Here is an 18,453-nt window from a genome sequence, read left to right as displayed (position 1 = left end):
CATGCTGCAGATCACCGACCTCACCTATCGCATCGCCGGCCGCCTGTTGCTGGACCAGGCCTCCGTCACCATTCCCGCCGGGCATCGCGTGGCGCTGGTGGGGCGCAATGGCACGGGCAAATCCACCCTGCTGCGCCTGATCGCGGGCGAGGCACAGCCCGATGCAGGCGCCATCACCCTGCCCACCGGCCTGAAGATGGGCTGGGTGCGGCAGGAGGCGCCAGGCAGCGAGACGACGCTGATCGACGCCGTGCTGGCAGCCGATACCGAACGCACGGAATTGCTGGCGGAAGCCGAGACGGCGACCGATCCGCTGCGCATCGCCGAAATCCATCACCGCCTGTCCGACATCCAGGCCCATTCGGCCGAAGCCCGCGCCGCCCGCATCCTGTCCGGTCTGGGTTTCGATACCGAGGCGCAGCGCCGGCCCTGTTCGGATTTCTCCGGCGGCTGGCGCATGCGCGTGGCCCTGGCCGGCGTGCTGTTCGCCGAACCCGACCTGCTGCTGCTGGACGAGCCGACCAACCACCTGGACCTGGAAGCCACCCTGTGGCTTGAGGAATATCTGCGCAACTACCCCCACACGATGCTGATCGTGTCCCATGATCGTGGCCTGCTGAACCGCGTGCCGACCAGCATCGTGCATCTGGACCAGTTGAAGCTGACCGCCTATGGCGGCAATTACGACCAGTTCGTGCAGATCCGCACCATGCGGATGGAACATGCCAAATCCCAGGCCGCCAAGCAGGACGCCCAGCGCGCCCATCTTCAGGCCTTCGTCGACCGGTTCCGCGCCAAGGCCAGCAAGGCCACGCAGGCGCAGTCCAAACTCAAAGCCATTGAACGGCTGGGACCGCGCATCCAGGTCATCGACGACACGCCGGTCAATTTCAACTTCCCCTCCCCGGACGAGCTGGCCCCGCCGCTGATCCGGCTGGACGATGTCTCCGTCGGCTATGGCGACCGGGTGGTGCTGAAACGGCTGGGCCTGCGCATCGATGCCGATGACCGCATCGCGCTGCTGGGGGCCAACGGCAACGGCAAATCCACCCTGGTCAAGCTGCTGGCCGGCCGCATGGGCACCATGGCGGGGGAGATGTTCCGGTCCTCCAAGCTGCGTGTCGGCTATTTCGCCCAGCATCAGCAGGACGAGCTGAACATGGGCTGGAGCGCGCTCCAGCAGATGCAGGCGGTGATGCCTCAAGGCACGCTGGAGGGCCAGGCACGCGCGCATCTGGGCCGGTTCGGCTTCAACCAGTCCAAGGCGGACACCAAGATCTCGTCCCTGTCGGGCGGGGAAAAGGCCAAGCTGCTGCTGGCCATGATGACCCGCGACGCGCCGCATATCCTGATGCTGGACGAACCGACCAACCATCTGGACATCGACAGCCGCGAGGCTTTGGTCGAGGCGCTGAACGAGTATGAGGGGGCGGTCATCGTCATCAGCCACGACCCGCATCTGGTGGAACTGACCGCCGATCGCCTGTGGCTGGTCAATGACGGCACCTGCAGGCCGTTCGAGGGTGATCTGGAGGATTACAAGCGCCTGCTGCTGGACAAGAGCAAGGCGGAGCGGGCGGCGGCGGCCGGTGTGGGCGGTGGTGCCGGGGCCGACAAATCCGGCGGGCGCGATGCCCGCAAGGAGGAGCGCCGGGCGGCGGCAGAGCTGCGCCAGCAACTGGCCCCCTTGCGCCGGCAGATCGAGGCGATTGAAAAGAAGATGGCCACCTTCACCAAGCGCAAGGCGGAGATCGAGGCCAAGCTGGCCGACCCCAAGCTCTATGAGGGCCCGTCGGACAAGGTCACCAAATTGCAGATCGAGTTGGGTTCCGTGTCCGATGACCTGGAGGGTGCGGAACTGGAATGGCTGGACCTGTCCGAACAGATGGAAACGGCGCTGGCGGCCGGCACCGTGTAAGCCCACATCAGGAATGGGGTGCGGCGAGACATCCCAGGGCCGCTTTGGTGGCGACATTGCAATGCGGCAATGGGCGTGCCATGTCTGGTATCGGCATAACCGCCAGGTTGAGAGAATGATCCATAGGCACGCCACGGTCCGCACGCATCAGGAAGCCAGCGCCGCCTGGCTTTTCTTCAAGCGTTGGTTGGCCAATCCGCTCTCCATGGCGTCCATCACCCCCTCCGCCCCCTCCCTGTCGCGCCTGATGGCCGCACAGATCACGCGGGCGCCTGACGAGGTGGTGGTGGAATTCGGCGGCGGCACAGGTGCCGTCACCCAGGCCATCCTGGAAGCCGGTGTTCCGCCCTCCAAGCTCTATACGGTGGAGCGTGATCCGGAACTGGCGGCCTATCTGCGCCGGCACCTGCCGGGCATCCATGTGCTGGAAGGCGATGTGGCGGACATCCGCTCCATGCTGCCCGAAGAGGTGCGGGGCAAGGTCGGCACCGTGCTGGTCTGCCTGCCCATGATCCTGATCCCCGTGGAGGATCAGCGCGCCATCGTGGATGCGATCTTCGAGGTCATGCCGCCGGGCCGCGCCTTCTACGCCTATACCTATTCCGCCCGCTCACCGCTGCGGCGCAAGGCACTGGGCCTGAAGGGACGGCGTGTCGGCTTCACCATCGCCAACATCCCACCGGCCAGCGTCTGGCGGTTTGTCAGGGACGGGGTGTAGGGCCTTCAATCGACAGTGTTTTTGCCTTCCCGGCGAAAGCCGGGACCCAGGGCCACGAGCCCAACCTATCCGCTGCGTTGATCGATGCTGCTGAGAGGTTGACCCTGTGGCCCTGGGCCCCGGCTTTCGCCGGGGAGGCAGATATAGATGAAGCGATATGCGTTCTTTACGCCTTCGTCAGCACCAGCGACACCGACGTCCCCGACAGGTCTACCGACACCGCGCCTTCCGGCAACGCTTCCGGGTTCACCGTCAGCGACAGCGCCAGCGTCTCGCGCTTGATGGTCTCGGCATGCGTGGTCAGCGCACCGGCGATGGCGTCCGGCACCTGGGCCGCGATGATGATGCGGTCGGTGACCTGGAAGCCCGAGTCCTTACGCGTTGACTGAACCGCGCGCACGAAGTCGCGGGCCCAGCCTTCGGCCTCCAGTTCGGCATCCACGGTCACGTCCAGCACGACAACGCCCTTGCCGCCGGCGAAGCGGGCGGCGTGGGTGCCTTCCTTGGCCTGGACGCGGATGTCGAAATCGCCCGCTTCCAGCACCACACCGGCCAGTTCGACGGTACCGTCGCCCTTGTCGGTCCAATTGCCCTGCTTGGAGGCGGCCATCACCTCCTTCATCTTCGGGCCGACCTTGGGGCCGACGATCGCCGCGTTCACCGCCAGCTGACGGGTGCCGACCAAGCTGATGTCGGACGACACGGTCACCTGCTTGACGTTGACCTCATCCGCCACCAACGCCCCCAGCACGGCGTCGAACTGGCCCTTCAGCCGGTCGGCATCCGGGTGGACGATGGTCAGGGTGCGCAGCGGCAGGCGGATGCGCAGCTTCTTGGCCTCGCGCAGCGACATGGTGGCCGCACAGATCTCCCGGACAAGGTCGATCTGGCTGGTCAGATCATGATCGGACGGCAGGTGCGACACGTCCGGCCAGTCGGCCAGATGCACCGACGCCTCACCGGTCAGCGCCGTATAGATCCGCTCCGTCACATGCGGCAACAGCGGGGCCAGGGCCTTGGTCGCCGTCACCAGACAGGTATAGAGCGTGTCGTATGCATCGCGCTTGTCCTGGGCATCGCCCTCCCCGGCCTCGCGCCAGAAGCGGGAGCGGGAACGGCGGATGTACCAGTTGTTCAGCGCGTCGTAATAGCCGGTGATGATCGCATAGGCGCCGGGCAGGTCGTAGGCGTCCATGCGGCCTTCGATGCCCTCCACCAGCTCGCGCGTCTTGGCCAGGATATAGCGGTCCAGCAGGCCCTTCTGGTCGGCGCGGATCGTCCCCTTCACCTGATCGATATTGGCATAGAGCGTGAAGAAGCTGTAGGCGTTCCACAGCGGCAGCACGCCCTGGCGCAGGGCCTGGGCGATGCCGCGCGCATCCTTGGGCATGGCCAGATCGCCCCCCACCATCAGGGGGCTGGACACCAGATACCAGCGCAGCGCGTCGGCACCCTGGTTGTTCAGCACCTCCACCGGATCGGGATAGTTGCGCAGGCGCTTGGACAGCTTCTGCTTATCCTCGTCCAGCACGACGCCGTGGCAGATGACGTTCTTGAACGGCGCGCAGTCGAAGAGCGCCGTGGACAGCACCATCAGCGTGTAGAACCAGCCGCGTGTCTGGGCCACATATTCGACGATGAAATCGGCGGGGAAGGCGGCTTCAAACCGTTCCTTGTTCTCGAACGGGTAATGCTGCTGGGCGAACGGCATGGAACCGCTCTCGAACCAGCAATCCAGCACATCCTCCACCCGGCGCATCATCGACTGGCCGGTCGGATCGTCGGGGTTCGGGCGGACCAGATGGTCGATGGCGGGGCGGTGCAGGTCGGTGACCTTCACGCCGAAATCGCGCTCCAGCTCCGCGATCGAGCCATAGACGTCGATGCGCGGATAGCGCGGGTCATCGCTGCGCCAGACCGGGATGGGCGAACCCCAGAACCGGTTGCGGGAGATGTTCCAGTCGCGCGCGTTCGCCAGCCAGTTGCCGAAGGAACCATCCTTCACATGGCCGGGAATCCAGTTGATCTGCTGCTGGTTCAGCTCAACCATCCGGTCCTTGAACTTGGAGACCTCGACATACCAGCTGTTCACCGCCTTGTAGATCAGCGGCTCGTCCGTGCGCCAGCAATGCGGGTAGTTGTGCAGGTAGGTCTCGTGCCGCAGCACGACGCCGCGCGCCTTCAGATCCTGGATGATGGGCTTGTTGGCCTCGATCACGTTCAGGCCGACATAGTCGGTGATTTCCGCCGTGAAGCGGCCGGCCACGTCCACCGGCACCTTCACGGGCAGACCGTGCGCCTTGCAGACGGCCAAATCGTCCTCACCGAAGCCGGGCGCCATATGCACGATGCCCACGCCGTCGCCGGTGGTGACGAAATCGGCCACCAGCACCTGGTGCGACTTTTCCAGCCCCTTGAAATAGGGGAAGATCGGCTCGTAGGTGCGGCCACGCAGGTCTTCCGCCGACAGGGTGCTTTCCTGCTCGTACCCTTCCAGTTCCTTGGCATATTTGCCGATGGCGCTGGTGGCCAGGATCAGCCGGTCATCGCCCTTGCGCATGACCGCGTACTCGATCTCCGGACCGACCGCCAAGGCCAGGTTGGACGGCAGGGTCCAGGGCGTGGTCGTCCAGGCCAGGATATCCAGCGGGCCGGCATCGCCGGGCCGCACATCCAGACGGAAACGCACGGTCAGGGCCGGGTCCTGGCGCTCGCGGTAGGAATTGTCCAGGCGGGTTTCGAAGTTCGACAGCGGCGATTCCACGGCCCAGCTATAGGGCACGACGCGGTAACCCTCATAGACCAGCCCCTTGTCCCAGAGCTGCTTGAAGGCCCACATCACGCTTTCCATGAAGCTGATGTCCATGGTCTTGTAATCGTTCTGGAAATCGACCCAACGGCCCTGGCGCGTGACGTAATATTCCCATTCATGGGTGAAGCGCAGCACCGACACCTGGCAGTGGGCGTTGAACTTGTCGATGCCGTATTTCAGGATGTCGTGGCGCCCGGAAACGCCCAGTTCCTTTTCGGACTGCAGCTCCGCCGGCAGGCCGTGGCAGTCCCAGCCGAAACGGCGTTCGACCTTGCGGCCCTTCATGGTCTGGTAGCGCGGCACCAGATCCTTCACGAAGCCCGTGACCAGATGGCCATAATGCGGCAACCCGTTGGCGAACGGCGGGCCGTCATAGAAGACGAACTCGTTATGCTTGCCGTCCTTTTCCAGCGGGCGGAAATCCACCGACTGCTGGAAAACCGCGTTCTCCTTCCAAATCCGCTGCACCTCTTCTTCGATCCGGGGGAAGTCCGGATTGGGTTCGGCGGCGGGATATGGTGTGAAGGTTTCGTTGGACGCGGTCATGGGACACCCATGTGGTTGGCAATACCCGAAAGGTCACGGATTTACATCCGCATCCGTGGGAAACTCTCATGTAGCTGTCGGCAAAGGCCCTGTCCAGGATGGCCGGGCGCAAAGCACGCCTGCGGGCTTCTCGTTCCCTCAGACGCCGGGCGCCGACATCCGTCGGCTTGGCTTACGGCGCATGAGCGCCGGGCCGGCAGTCGCCGGCCTCCGCTGGCATGATGCCAGCGGCCTTACAAGTCGGGCAACTGCATCGGCAGGTCGGCACGGCAGTCGCCCACCGCCACCGCATCGCGCAACCCGTCGGACAGAACGGAAACCACCAGATCGCGGCCGGGCAGGCGCACCAGTTCCCCCGCCTCGTCCAGCTTCAGCCCACGGCGCGCGGCCTGGGACTGGACGGCGGCAGCGATGGGTTCCTGGCCGGAATGGCTGGTGCCGCATTGGACCAGGGCCAAGCGCGGCGCGTCGGTGCCCTGGCGCATCAGCGCGAAGAAGGCGAAGAGATAGCGTTCCTCCGCCTCCCCCTCCGCCAGGGTGCGGGCCAGATCCTTGGCGCGGCGGGTGCCATGCAGCAGCCGTTCCAGCCCGGCCTGGGTCACGCGGCCCTGGGCCAGGAACAGGGCCCGCGCCTCCCCACCCGGCACCTGGATCTGGGCCAGCGGCACGCCGGGAATGGGCACGAAGGCGATGGACCCGACCCGGCCGCCCGGTGCGCTGGCCACATAGCGCATGCCCACCCGCAGCGATTCCTCCACCACGGTCAGCGTATCGCCGGTGCCGGTGGGCAGGTCGCGCGGCACCGTACCGGCGGGCAGTTCCACGCCGGTGGGCAACACGGGCACCCGTGATGTCAGGACGGGCTTGCACCCGGCCAGCAACAGGGGGGCCAGCAGCACCAATGCCAGACTGCGGCGAGCAGTCTGGTTGGCGCGTTGAGCGCCCGCGGGCCCGTGCCCGCGTAGCCAAGCCGCCGGATGGCGGCGCCCGGCGACTGAGGGAAAAGCGAACAAACCCTTCATCGCGTCTTCCAGGTGCGGTTGGGGCCTGTGTCTATATGGGTATGACCGGTGGAAGGATAATAGGCGGCCCCGCCACGCTGCATGGTCTTGGCGATTTCGCCCAGGGCGGCCCCGGGCAGCAGCGGCACCTTGAAATCCATGGCGCGGCCCTGAAGGTGATAGCTTTCGCGCGCCGCATTGGCATTGTCGCGCACCAGGTCGGCATTGGTGCCCGGCGACCGGAACCCGTCCGTCACCTCCACCACCGTGGTTGGCGGCAGGCCGGTGCGCTGCAACAGGTCGAACATGAAATCCATCAGCAACGGATCGATGCGCCCCACCTGCCCCGTCCGCCGGTCGCGCAGCAGCTGGTCGATCTGCTGCAGGGCACGGGGATCATAGGCGCCGCTATGGAAATAGATGACGTCGACCCGTTCCCTGCTTTTCGGGTGCGACAGCACGATGCGCCGCACGTCGGGCAGGGGCGGCAGGTCGGGCGGCGGTCCGTCCTCCTCCCCCGCCGGCGGGCGGGTGGAACAGGCGGCCAGCGGGACCAGCGACAGAACGGACAGCAGCAGCGCGCGACGTGACAGAAGGCTCATGCCGGCACCGGCTCCCCCGCCAGACGATAGCCACCCTCGACCCGCACCAGCAGTGACGCCCCCAGCTTGCGGCGCAGGCGGTAGATATGGGTTTCCAGCGTATGGGTGTCGATCCCGGCGCCATAACCCCAGACGGCCCCCAGCAGATCCTCACGCGGGGCCATGCCCCCATGGCGGCAGAGATGATGCAGGATCTGCGTCTCCTTCTCGGTCAGGCGGATGCGGGACCCGTCCACCGCCTCCAGCCGCTTGGCGGCTGGCAGGAAACGGTAGGGGCCGATGATCAACGCTTCCACCATAGCGGCAGCCACCGTGTCAGCCTGACGCAGCAGGGCGCGCAGCCTTGTCAGCAGGGTGCCCAGGCGGATGGGCTTGGCCAGATGATCATCACCGCCGGCCGGCACGCCCAGGCCGGGCGGCAGCAGCAGGACCAGCGGCCCCGACAGCCCGCCGGCGCGCAGGGCTGGGATCAGACCGTCACCGGCCAGCGTGGCATCCAGCAGGGCCGCATCCGCTCCATGCCCGGCCAGCAGTGCCAGTGCCGCCTCTCCGTTCGTGGCGCACAGGGCGTGCAGACCGTCCTGTTGCGCCAGCTGTTCGGCCAGCACGCGGCACAGGGTATCGTCGGAATCGATCAGCAGGATGCGCTTGGCGGCTGCCCTGTCCATGCCGTCCCCGGTCACTCGCCGGGGCCGGGGCCCAGGGGTTCGCGGCCACGCGTGGCCTGGGGCATCAGTTCCACGATGGTCAGGCCCAGGCGCCCGTCGACCACCACCAGTTCGCCCCGCGCCACCATGCGGTCATTGACATAGACGTCCACAGGATCGCCCACCACGCGTTCCAGATCGACGATGTCGCCGGGCCCCATGCGCAGAAGCTGGCTGATGCGCAGCCGCCGCCGGCCCAGGCGGACCGACACCTGCACCGGCACGGACAGGATGGAGGAACGGTCGATATCGTCGCCGGACATCGGGTCGGGCATAAGGGTCGGTTCTTTCCACTAGCCGTGGGAAACATCATTGCCGCGACTATAGGGATTTCCGCGCCGCAGGAAAAGAGTCCGCCGCCGTCAGGGCTTGGAAAGAGCGGCGATGGCGGCGTCCAATCCATCGGGCCACAGCGCCAGATTGCCGGATTTCGGCGTGACGGCGATATTGACCCCGCCCACGCGCCAGACCCCGTCGATCTGCACCAGCAGCGGCCCGCCGCTGGTCCCCCGGCTGGCGGAACAATCATGGAAGACCAGGGTGCCGCCGGCCCCTTCCGCCCGCACCTGGGTTTTCACCGCACAGTCGCGGTCGGCCATCAGCAGATGCACGCGGTCCTGGCTGAAGCCTGCCACCGCCACCTTGTCGCCCGGCTGCGCCCCGCGCCCGGCCGGTGCCAATACCGGGACCAAAGCGGGGCCGGACAGGCGCAGCAGGGCCCAGTCATGACGCATACTGTCGCCGGGCCGCGTGCCGTCATAGGCGGGCGGCACATGCAGCGTGTCGACCGTCAGGTGGGTCTTGTAATCGCCGCGCTCATAGCCCAGCAGAACATGCAGCGACCCCGCCTCCAGCAGGCGGCGGGTGCGGGGATTGTAAAAGCAGTGGGCGGCCGTCAGCACCAGCCTGGGGCCGATGACGGTGCCGGTGCATTTGCCGCCGATATTGGTCTGTACCCGCGCCACGCTGTTCCAGGGCGGGGTGGCGATATCCACGATCTGCCGGCTGTCATCCGCGGCCACACCAGGCGCGCGTATCTCCTGCGCCGATGACAAGCCGGCGCAGAGCAACAGGGCCAGGGCCAGAAGCGGCAGACGGCGCATGGGGCCGGATCAGAAGGGGCTGTTGTCGCCGCCGCCCGGATCACCACCCGTCAGGAAGGTCCAGATGGCGTAATAGAACACCCCGGCGAAGGGCAGCCCGATGAGCATGCCCAGCAGCATATAAATCACATACATGACGCACCTGTCTTGAAAGCGGCTGCGCGAATGGAAAAGGGCCGCCCGTCCGACGGCGCGGCCCTCCACCACTGCTACGCCTGCCTTCGCCCCTTGTCATCGGACAAAAGGACGCGGACGGATATGTCATACCCATCGGCAATGAGTGAACTCATTGCCGATGGGTTGGCGCATTGAGCGCCCGCGCCCATGGGCGCGTAAGCCCAGCCGCCGGATGGCGGCGCCCGGCGTTTGAGGGACGGAACAACTCATCCAATCCAGTCCATGGTCGGGTTGGACAACTGGGCCAGCCGCCCGTCGGCCGCACCGATATACAGGTAATGCAGCAGCGGGTTCAGGCCACTGGCCCCGACATCATCGTTGGTCGCCAGATACGCTCGGGTATTGAAGAAGGCCGATGGATCGCGCCCTTCCTTCCAGCCATAGTTGCTGTAGTGCGACCAGGCGGTGGTCTGCCCGCCGGCCACGGCGGCCGCCACGTCCTGGTTGTTCGCCAGATAGAAACCCACGTCGAACAGGGCGTTGGGGTCACGGCCCTCCCGCTCGCCATAAAGCTGGAAATGCTCCCAACCGCTGGCCACCGCCCCGTTACGCACGGCAACGGCGACATCGCCATAGCGGGACAGGTACAGAGCCTCGTCAAAGCCGTTGCGCGCCGTACCGGGGGCATGGGGCGTCAGCAGCTTCACATCCGTGCCGAACACGGCGATTTCCACGCCGCGCATGTCGGCGGATTCGGCGAACTGCGGCAGGTGCGTGTTGGTGACGAAGGTCTGCGCGCCGGTCACCGTGAACTGGTAATGGCTGGCCGGGCTGCTGAAGACGGCGATATCCAGGCCTTCGCTACCGATCAGCCGATCCTCACCCAGGCCGGCGATCAGCAGATCGTCGCCCGTCCCGCCATTCAGCAGGTCGTTCCCGGCCTCACCCAGCAGGATGTCGTCGCCGCTGTCGCCCAGCAGCAGGTCATGGCCGGTGCCGCCCAGGACCAGATCATCGCCGCCACCGGCCCGCACGAAATCATCGCCACCCAGCGCGCTGATGAAATTGTCCAGCGCATTGCCCTGGATGTCATTATCCAGCGCATTGCCGATGCCGATCTGCGGACCGCTGGTGACCGGGTTGGGAATATGGCCGCGATCGGCATATTCCATGGTCAGGTCTTCAACGAAGTCCGGCAGCACGAAATCGATATGCGCGACCACCAGATCGGCGCTGTCGCCACCCGCCTCCTCGCGGATGACGGTGCCGTAATGCAGCACGTCATAGGTGTCGTTGCCGGCCCCGCCGGCCAGGGTGTCCCCGGCCGACAGGGAATAAAGCGTGTCGTCATTGGGCGTTCCCGCCCGCAAGGTACCAGACATGATGTTCTCAATTCGCAAGAAACGGGTCGCTGCCGCTCCCTCATGGAGCGACTGTCGCGAAGCCCATCCGCCGACAATTCTCCAAAGGAAGACCAATCAGGCCCGTCACAACCCCTGTAGAACAAACATTCGGCGCATTAAGCAAAAAATCAATAGAATTTACGCAATGAAATAATAGAAACAATGCTTGCATCGATACAATTATCCGGTCAACAGATGCTTTATATTTACAGAAATTTTCATTTCACTTTTGATATGGTTTTCACTCAACATGTTGAGATCGCTGAGCACAGTGGATGATTGCCCCGGCACCCGTCAATCGACCGCCCGGATCCAAGCATCCGCCCCGGCGGCGGCATCGACCGGACCATCCGATCCGATCAACGCAGCCATGCCGGATGGGGTTACCCGCCGATCCAGTCCAGCGTGGTGTTGGACAATTGTGCCATCTTGCCGGCATTGATGCCGATGTGCAGGAAATGCACCAGCGGGTTCAGGCCGGTGACCGCGACATCGTCGGTCGTCTCGGCATAGGCGCGGGTGTTGAACCAGGCGGACGGGTCGCGCCCTTCCCTGCCGCCGTAATTCAGGTAATGCCCCCAGGCCGTGGTTTCACCGCGCGCCACGGCGGCCGCCACGTCACGGTTGTTCGCCAGGTAATAGTCGGTATCGAACAGGGCGTTGGGGTCCCGGCCTTCCCGTTGCCCATAGGTGCGGAAATGGTCCCAGCCGCTGGCCAGGGTCCCATTGCGCACAGCGGCGGCGATGTCGGCATTGCGGGACAGGTACAGCGCCTCGTCAAAGCCGTTGCGGGCGGTACCCGGTGCCGGCTGGGAATTCACCAGGACCTCCGTACCGAACACCACCAGTTCGACACCCTTCAGCACATCGCTGGCATCGCTGGTCATGCTGGTGACCCTGATGGTGCCGTCCAGGTCGCGGACGGCACTGTGTTCGCCGCCGATGAAGCTCAGCCGTCCGTCATAAAGCACGACGTCCAGACCGTCGCCGCCGAAGATATTGTCGTCGCCGGCACCGCCGATGATGACATCATCACCCGGGCCACCGGCCAGGTCGTCATTGCCGGCACCACCGATCAGCGTGTCATTGCCCGCCCCGCCGGTGAGCAGGTCGTTGCCGTCGCCGCCCTCCAGACTGTCATCGCCGCCATTGCCCAGCAGCGTGTCATTGCCGGCCAGGCCCTTGATGGTGTTGTCCAGGCTGTTGCCGGCGATCATGTTGTCGCGGCGGTTGCCGATGCCCAGTATCGCACCGGCCAAAGCCGGATTGGGCTGATGGCCACGCTGGGCGTACTCCATGCTCAGATCCTCGACGAAGTCGGGAAGCATGAAATCGATATGGGCCACCACCACATCATGGCCGCCGTCGGGCATCTCCTGCACCGCGACGCCGTAATGGGCGATGTCATAGATGTCGTCGCCGGCCCCACCCGACAGCCTGTCGCGCGGGGATTGGGAAAGCAGTATGTCATCACCGGGCGTCCCCGCCCGCAAGGTACCAGTCATTTCTGTCGATCCATACGAGGATGGTCGCCGCCCCGTACCCCAGCCGATATCGGCCCGTCGCATTCATTCATGCCGGATCGATCGAACGGGGGCTTTGGCAACCAGGTGAATGCCCCTGCGACGGCTTATAGGCCACCCGTGCCGATGACATGGATACCGTGTCGGGCGGGCCGCATGGGGCCACTTGGCAGGGCTCGCACCGTCAATATGTCGTTCCTGTAACGGGTCGTCGGCCCGACGGGCATTTTCCCGTCCCCCCAGGCCGACCGGGGCCGGCCCGCGCGACGGGTGGCACCATTGCCCCACCGGGGGAATGGACCGGTCGGCCGCAAGGGCCGGAAACAAGAAAGGGCCCCGCCATTTCCGGCGGAGCCCTTCTCATTTTGGTGGAGCCAAGCGGGATCGAACCGCTGACCTCTACAATGCCATTGTAGCGCTCTCCCAGCTGAGCTATGGCCCCGAAACTGTTGGCACCGTCTGGGTCGTCGGCGCCGTGCGCGGGTTTATCTAGAAACTCGGGCACAGATGCAAGCGGAAAATGACGGGCCGATGACGGATTCTTGGGACATCCTCCATCAAGGCCGGCCCGCCGGTCCGATCAGACCTCTTCCTCGCCCTCGACATCGACGACTTCGCCCATGTCGTCGCCATCATCCAGCTCGTCGGCATCTTCCAGCAGGACGTCCTCGTCGTCGCCCACGCCGTCATCAACCTCGTCGGCTTCCAGATCGTCGGCAACGTCGGCCTCGTCATCGGCCACGTCATCGGCGACCTCCAACTCCTCCTCGGCCTCGTTATCCAGCGCCTCCTCGTCATCCCGCTTGGCGACGGCCTTCTTGGTGTCCTCCACCGGCAGCGGACGGGCGCGGCGCGACTTCAGCAGCGCCTCGGGATCGAAGACGGTGCCGCACGACGGGCAGGTCGGCGGGTTCTTCTGCATGTCGTAATAACGTCCGCCGCAATTCGGGCAGATGCGCTTGATACCCCACTCGGGTTTGGCCACGGCAATACCTCCGTCACAATTACGCGCGCCGGGAAATGCGCCGCGGTTCGGGCCGCATCTGCCATGGCTGGCGGCCCCTGTCAAACGGAAGTGTGACAGCTTGTGCGTGTTGCCGCCATGCTGGGCTTCGGGGGGCACGCTTTCGGCCCGTCCGCTTCCATGCTATTCCCGGCACTGCACCCCCTTTGCCAAGGCCCACCGATGCCCGCGATCGACCTGTCCTCCCTGGCCCTGATCCTGGGCGCGATGGCGCGCGGTCCGACGCGCGTCACCGGCGCGGACGATCCGGGACTGGATGGGCTGGCGGCGGCATTGGGTGCCCTGGGCGTCCATGTGACAAAGGCCGGTGCCGGCGGGTGGGCCGTACACGGCACCGGTGTCGGCGGCTGGCGGGAACCGGACCGGGTGCTGGACCTGACCGGCCGGCCGGGGGCCGTGCCGCTGCTGGCCGGCGCGCTGGCCGCACATCCCTTCACCGCCGTCCTGGTGGGCGACTCGGATGCGACCCTGGCCACATTGCGCGGGCCGCTGGAACGGCTGGGCGCCGGTTTCGCGCTCCGTCGGCTGGACCGGCTGCCGGGCAGCATGACGGGGGCGGAATGGCCGCTGCCGGCCCTGCACCGGGGGATGGGGCCGGCCGACGGGATCGCCCTGCTGCTGGCCGGGCTGAACAGCCCCGGCCGCACGGGCGTGACGGATATGCGGGAACTGGCCCCCGGATTGGACCTGCTGCGCCGGTTCGGGGCGACGATCGATCAGATCGACGGGACGGCCTGGGTCCGCGGCCATCCCGACCTGACGGGCGCCGACATCGCGGTCGGCCCCTGATCACAGCATCACGGCACCGCCGCAGGGGCTGATGCATTGGCCGATCATGTGATGGGCATCGTCCGACGCCAGGAACAGGTAGGCGGGCGTGACATCGGCCACGGTACCCAGGCGCTGGCTGGGCAGGGCGCGGCGCAGCGCGTCCACCCCGGCCTGGGCGACGCTGGTATTGGCCTTGGGATCGATGGCGCCCGGCGCCACGCAATTGGCCGTGACATTGCGCGGACCGATATCATGGACCAGGCTGCGGGTGAAACCCAGCAGCGCGCCGGCGGCGGCACCATAGAGCGTATAGCCAGGCGCCCCGTGATAGGCCACGTCCGACACGGTGGTGACGATGCGCCCGTAATTCTGCGCGAACATCAGCGGCAGCACCATGCGCGTCACCATAAAGGCGGAACGCACATTGGCGGCCATCACCACATCGAACTGTTCCGCCGTGGTATCGACGAAGGAGATGGCGGGCCGCAGCCCGGCATTGTTGACCAGCACGTCGACGCGGCCCAGGCCGGTCACCGCACTTTCCACCAGCCCGTAGGCGCCGTCGGCATGGGTGACGTCGGTGCGCAGCGCCAGGACCCGTCGCCCAAGCCGCTCCAGCTCGCGCGCCAGCTCACCCATATCGTTGCGCTGGCCCTCCTCCTCGTAATGCAGGACAAGGTCGGCGCCTTCGCGGGCGAACGCCAGGGCGACGGCCCGGCCGATGCTGTTCCCGGCCCCCGTGATCAGGGCGACACGATCCTTGAGGCGCGGCATGTTCTTCTTCCCCATGGCAGGCTGCGACATGGGCGCATCCTGACCAGCCCGGGGGTTCGCGTCAACCTGTACGGGCGGCAGTGGGCCCAACCTACAATATCTTGCCGAAGCAGGCCGATTCCACCCGCCCCTGATAGGGCCCGTAATTGGCTGCCAGCCGGTATCCGTGGCGGCGGTAGAAGGCCACGGCCCGGTCATTGGCCCAGCGCGTCTCCAGCAGCAGCCTTTCATAGCCCAGCCCACGCGCCGCCTCCTCCAGGAAGGCCAGGACGACCGCGCCCACCCCGGCACCGCAGGGAACGGCGTACATGCGCTTGATCTCCCCCACCCTGCCATCGAACGGGCGGACGGCACCACAGCCCACGGGCACCCCGTCCAGCCGGGCCAGGGCGAATATCGACCGGTCGGCGACATCCGTCCAGCCGGCCAGCCCGCCGCGCCCGTCACTGCCGAAACGGGCCGCCAGATCGGCGGACAGGGCATCGATCAGGGGCAGCGCATCGGGATCGTCGGGCGACGCCGCCGCCACCGTCAGACCCGCCGGCCGTTCCCGCAGCTGCCGGTACATGACATGGGTGGCATGGCTGGTGCCGTCGCCATTCAGCGCGTAGTCGGGAATGATGCCGCAGCTTTGCCAGCCCAGCCTTCCGTAAAGCCGCTCCGCATCGTCACCCTGGCGCGTGTCCAGCACGAGAAGGCGCCTGCCGTGGAGCCGCGCCACCTCCTCCGCCCGTTTAAGCAGCGAAGCGGCGATGCCCCGGCGGCGGGCATCGGGATGCACCAGCATCTTGGCGATCTCCGCCCGATGGGTGCCGTTCACCTGCGGCGCCAGGGCCAGGGTGACGGTACCGACAACACGGTCCCCGTCGGTCGCCAGCAGGATGATCTTCTCCCCCGCCCGCACCGCCGATTGCTGGCCTTGCCAGAAGGCGGCGGCCATGTCGGCCTCCAGCGGCGGGATGAAGCCGACCGCGGCCCCGTTCATGACACAGGCCCGCAGCAATTGGGCGAGTTCGGGGATCGCGGCCGTGAAACTCTCCCCGGCCGCGGTGACGATGTCATACTGCATGAAAGCCTCTTATACAGTTTCCGGTGATCGTTAGGCGATCACCGGCCTCAGGCGCCGGCGTCCACATCCGTGAACTTGGCTCACGCGGCACGGGCCGCGCGGCGGCCGTCGCCGCCGAACCCGATCCCGGTTTGGCCGGGATCGGGTTTCAGGGTCTTGTGATGGCGATGATGTAGCGGGCAGGCACGTCGCCCAGGCTGTGGAAGCGCGTGGCGCCATAAAGCCGGAAGCGCAGGACATCGCCCGGTTCCAGCACATGCGCCACCCCGTCCAGCCGGTATTCCAGCCTTCCTTCCAGCAGCCAGATATGCTGTTCCAGGCCCGGCACGGGCGGGGCGTCGTAATCGATGATGGTGCCGGCCGGCATTGTGCCGTGGATCATCTCCGTCTCCAGCCCGGAGGCGGGCGGAGACAGGGATCGGCGGACAAAGCCGGTGGCGGGATCGGTCCAGACCGGTTGGTCCGCCGCCCGGATCAGCAGGGCGGGCTCCGCCTCCACCTCCGCCAGCAGGCGGGACATGGGGCGGCCATGGGCGGCGCAGAGCCGGCCCAGCAGGCTGGCGGTGGGGCTGGTCTCTCCCCGCTCCAGACGGGACAGGGTGGCCTTGGGGATGCCGCTGCGCGACGCCAGCTCATCCAGGGACCAGCCGGCGTCCCGGCGCAGCTGCGTCAGGCGGTTGGCCAAGCGTGTGTCGATATTTTGTTCCATAAATGAGATAAAATCCCATTTATGGAACACCGTCAAGTGTGGAAGTCGTCAAGCAGGGATATCATTCCCCGCGCAGCATGCGCCGGATCGCTTCGGCCAGCATCCGATAGGGGTCCTCCCCCTTTTCCTTGGCGGCGCGCTGCACCTGCTCCTTGAAACCGCGATCCTTGGCCTGGCGGCGCAGGCGCTCGATCTCCCCCTGCCGGATACGGCCATCCAGCTCGCCCTCCGCCGGGGCGGGGGCGGGGACCGGTGGCTTGGGCGGGGGGCGACGGGCGATCATCCCATGCCCTCAATCCCCGACGAAGGTGTTGCCCACGCCGGTGTTGCGGACATTGGCCTTGCCTTCATGCTTGGCGATATGGACGTTGCCGGAACCCGATGCCACCACCAGCGGGTCATAGGCCGTGCCGTTGAATTCGAACGTGCCGGCGCCGCTGACATTGGCCTGCAGCGGCCGTGCTTCGCCCGACCCGATGCTGACACTGCCGGCACCGGGGAAATCCACCTTGATGGGGCCGTCGGCCCGGCCGATATCCACCTCGGCATGGCCGGGGATGGACAGGCTCACCCCCTCCTCCACCCGGCCGAGCGAGACATTGGCATGGCCCTGGATTTCCAGCTGCGCGCTTTGCGCCCGTTCCACGGACAGTTCACCCGAACCGCTGACATTGAAACGCACATCGCCTTCCACGCGCTGGACGGAAACCGACCCCGATTCCTTGATATCGACGGACAAGGCGCCCACGCGTTCGGCCGACACGTCGCCGCGCAGCAGCTGCACCGACAGCTTGCCGTCCGACCGGCCGCCGATGGACAGGTTGCCGGCCAGCCCGGCCACGGTCAGGTCGCCTTCGCTGGGCATGGTCAGACGAATCTCGGCATTGCCGACATGCGGATCGCTGTTGCTGCGAACAGTCAGCACGCCGTCCTTCACCACGACATCCATGGTGCGCGCACCCTTGTCGATCTCCAGCTTCACCTTGTCGGCACGCGAAGACCGCTCGATGGTGACGTCGCCGCCGATATTGACCAGCTGCACGCCCTTGGGCGCGTCGAAACTCTGCATCAGGCTGCCTTCGCCGGCATTGGCGCTGTTGGCGGCCCCCATGGCCGCACCCGATGCGGCGGCCACCCCCATCTCGGCGACACGCAAAGCGCCCTCGGCGATGGCGGGCACATCCTTGCCCTCCGCCCGCAGGCGGGCACGCGCCTCTTCGATCTCGCGCCGCGCATCGGCCAGACCAGCCTGGGCATCGCGCAGGGCCTGCATATGGGTGGCATCGACATCCACACCCCGCATGGCGTCGCGCACCGTGCGCTCGACCATGGCCGGGTCGATATCAACATTGACATGCACGTCGCCGGGCGCGCGGGGCGGACGCGGCGGAGTGGGGGCTTCCGGCGGCTCGGGCGGTTCAGGGGGCTCCGGCGCGTCGAAGCTGACACTCATCCGGTGATTGTCGCGACCATCGCCGCCGGCGGCCAGGCCCCAGCCGATGACGCCCAGGGCCACGATGATGGCGGCTATGCCGCCGGCCGGCACGCCCGGCGTCAGGCGCGGGCGGCTGGACAGGCTTGAGGGCGGGTTGGGGGAAAGCGCGCCATCCATGGGTCGGTTCCTGTATTTCATCGGTTCCGTTGTCTCACCTTGGA

Annotated in this window: 18 protein-coding genes and 1 tRNA gene; 3 read left to right on the top strand and 16 right to left on the bottom strand. The window is 66.4% G+C overall.

Annotated elements, in window-relative coordinates:
- Position 1: 1 nt before the first annotated feature.
- Positions 2-1,918 (top strand): ABC-F family ATP-binding cassette domain-containing protein, encoded by a 1,917-nt coding sequence (locus ACM9HJ_RS08020; RefSeq protein WP_416571188.1) that lies wholly within the window; start codon positions 2-4, stop codon positions 1,916-1,918.
- A 115-nt stretch (positions 1,919-2,033) separates the two neighbouring features.
- Positions 2,034-2,636, top strand: coding sequence for a class I SAM-dependent methyltransferase (locus tag ACM9HJ_RS08015; protein ID WP_416571187.1), 603 nt, complete (start codon positions 2,034-2,036; stop codon positions 2,634-2,636).
- Between the two features lie 166 nt (positions 2,637-2,802).
- On the opposite strand, the gene ileS is transcribed toward ACM9HJ_RS08015, so the two are convergent.
- From ileS to ACM9HJ_RS07960, 11 genes are all read right to left on the bottom strand, one after another.
- The gene (ileS, locus tag ACM9HJ_RS08010) at positions 2,803-5,994 is read right to left on the bottom strand and encodes an isoleucine--tRNA ligase (RefSeq protein ID WP_416571186.1); all 3,192 of its coding nucleotides are present in this window, start codon (positions 5,992-5,994) and stop codon (positions 2,803-2,805) included.
- A gap of 233 nt (positions 5,995-6,227) precedes the next feature.
- A complete protein-coding gene (locus ACM9HJ_RS08005; RefSeq protein WP_416571185.1) occupies positions 6,228-6,893 on the bottom strand; it encodes a hypothetical protein in 666 nt (221 codons plus the stop codon).
- A 119-nt stretch (positions 6,894-7,012) separates the two neighbouring features.
- Positions 7,013-7,597, bottom strand: coding sequence for a YcbK family protein (locus ACM9HJ_RS08000; RefSeq protein WP_416571184.1), 585 nt, complete (start codon positions 7,595-7,597; stop codon positions 7,013-7,015).
- On the bottom strand, positions 7,594-8,265 hold the full coding sequence (locus ACM9HJ_RS07995) for a response regulator transcription factor (RefSeq protein WP_416571183.1): 672 nt from the start codon (positions 8,263-8,265) through the stop codon (positions 7,594-7,596). Before ACM9HJ_RS07995 ends, ACM9HJ_RS08000 begins: the two co-directional genes overlap by 4 nt.
- 11 nt (positions 8,266-8,276) lie before the next feature.
- On the bottom strand, positions 8,277-8,579 hold the full coding sequence (gene fliN / locus ACM9HJ_RS07990; protein ID WP_292903158.1) for a flagellar motor switch protein FliN: 303 nt from the start codon (positions 8,577-8,579) through the stop codon (positions 8,277-8,279).
- A gap of 87 nt (positions 8,580-8,666) precedes the next feature.
- Entirely contained in the window at positions 8,667-9,407 is a 741-nt protein-coding gene (locus ACM9HJ_RS07985; RefSeq protein ID WP_416571182.1) for a trypsin-like serine peptidase, read from the bottom strand.
- 9 nt (positions 9,408-9,416) lie between these two features.
- Positions 9,417-9,542, bottom strand: a complete 126-nt coding sequence (locus ACM9HJ_RS07980) for a hypothetical protein (RefSeq protein WP_416571181.1) — start codon at positions 9,540-9,542, stop codon at positions 9,417-9,419.
- A gap of 248 nt (positions 9,543-9,790) precedes the next feature.
- On the bottom strand, positions 9,791-10,906 hold the full coding sequence (locus ACM9HJ_RS07975) for a calcium-binding protein (protein WP_416571180.1): 1,116 nt from the start codon (positions 10,904-10,906) through the stop codon (positions 9,791-9,793).
- A gap of 404 nt (positions 10,907-11,310) precedes the next feature.
- Positions 11,311-12,432, bottom strand: coding sequence for a calcium-binding protein (locus tag ACM9HJ_RS07970; protein ID WP_416571179.1), 1,122 nt, complete (start codon positions 12,430-12,432; stop codon positions 11,311-11,313).
- A 384-nt stretch (positions 12,433-12,816) separates the two neighbouring features.
- Positions 12,817-12,892: transfer RNA gene (locus ACM9HJ_RS07965), tRNA-Ala, on the bottom strand.
- A gap of 138 nt (positions 12,893-13,030) precedes the next feature.
- Positions 13,031-13,435, bottom strand: a complete 405-nt coding sequence (locus tag ACM9HJ_RS07960; protein ID WP_416571178.1) for a TIGR02300 family protein — start codon at positions 13,433-13,435, stop codon at positions 13,031-13,033.
- A gap of 201 nt (positions 13,436-13,636) precedes the next feature.
- Between ACM9HJ_RS07960 and ACM9HJ_RS07955 the strand changes: the two genes are divergently transcribed.
- Entirely contained in the window at positions 13,637-14,263 is a 627-nt protein-coding gene (locus ACM9HJ_RS07955) for a hypothetical protein (protein WP_416571177.1), read from the top strand.
- Here the strand turns inward: ACM9HJ_RS07955 and ACM9HJ_RS07950 are convergent, their stop codons facing one another.
- The 5 genes from ACM9HJ_RS07950 to ACM9HJ_RS07930 all read right to left on the bottom strand — a co-directional run bounded on the left by ACM9HJ_RS07950 (position 14,264) and on the right by ACM9HJ_RS07930 (position 18,409).
- Positions 14,264-15,049 (bottom strand): SDR family NAD(P)-dependent oxidoreductase, encoded by a 786-nt coding sequence (locus ACM9HJ_RS07950; protein ID WP_416571176.1) that lies wholly within the window; start codon positions 15,047-15,049, stop codon positions 14,264-14,266.
- Positions 15,050-15,110: 61 nt separating this feature from the next.
- On the bottom strand, positions 15,111-16,088 hold the full coding sequence (locus ACM9HJ_RS07945; RefSeq protein WP_416571175.1) for a GNAT family N-acetyltransferase: 978 nt from the start codon (positions 16,086-16,088) through the stop codon (positions 15,111-15,113).
- Between the two features lie 148 nt (positions 16,089-16,236).
- Positions 16,237-16,797 (bottom strand): helix-turn-helix domain-containing protein, encoded by a 561-nt coding sequence (locus ACM9HJ_RS07940; protein ID WP_416571174.1) that lies wholly within the window; start codon positions 16,795-16,797, stop codon positions 16,237-16,239.
- A 61-nt stretch (positions 16,798-16,858) separates the two neighbouring features.
- Complete coding sequence (locus ACM9HJ_RS07935) at positions 16,859-17,080, bottom strand: hypothetical protein (RefSeq protein ID WP_416571173.1); 222 nt, start codon at positions 17,078-17,080, stop codon at positions 16,859-16,861.
- 9 nt (positions 17,081-17,089) lie between these two features.
- Positions 17,090-18,409, bottom strand: a complete 1,320-nt coding sequence (locus ACM9HJ_RS07930) for a GIN domain-containing protein (RefSeq protein ID WP_416571172.1) — start codon at positions 18,407-18,409, stop codon at positions 17,090-17,092.
- Between the last annotated feature and the right edge of the window lie 44 nt (positions 18,410-18,453).

The organism is Niveispirillum sp. KHB5.9, assembly GCF_048066115.1.
Taxonomy (GTDB): Bacteria; Pseudomonadota; Alphaproteobacteria; order Azospirillales; family Azospirillaceae; genus Niveispirillum.
This window is presented reverse-complemented; position numbering and strand designations above follow the sequence as displayed.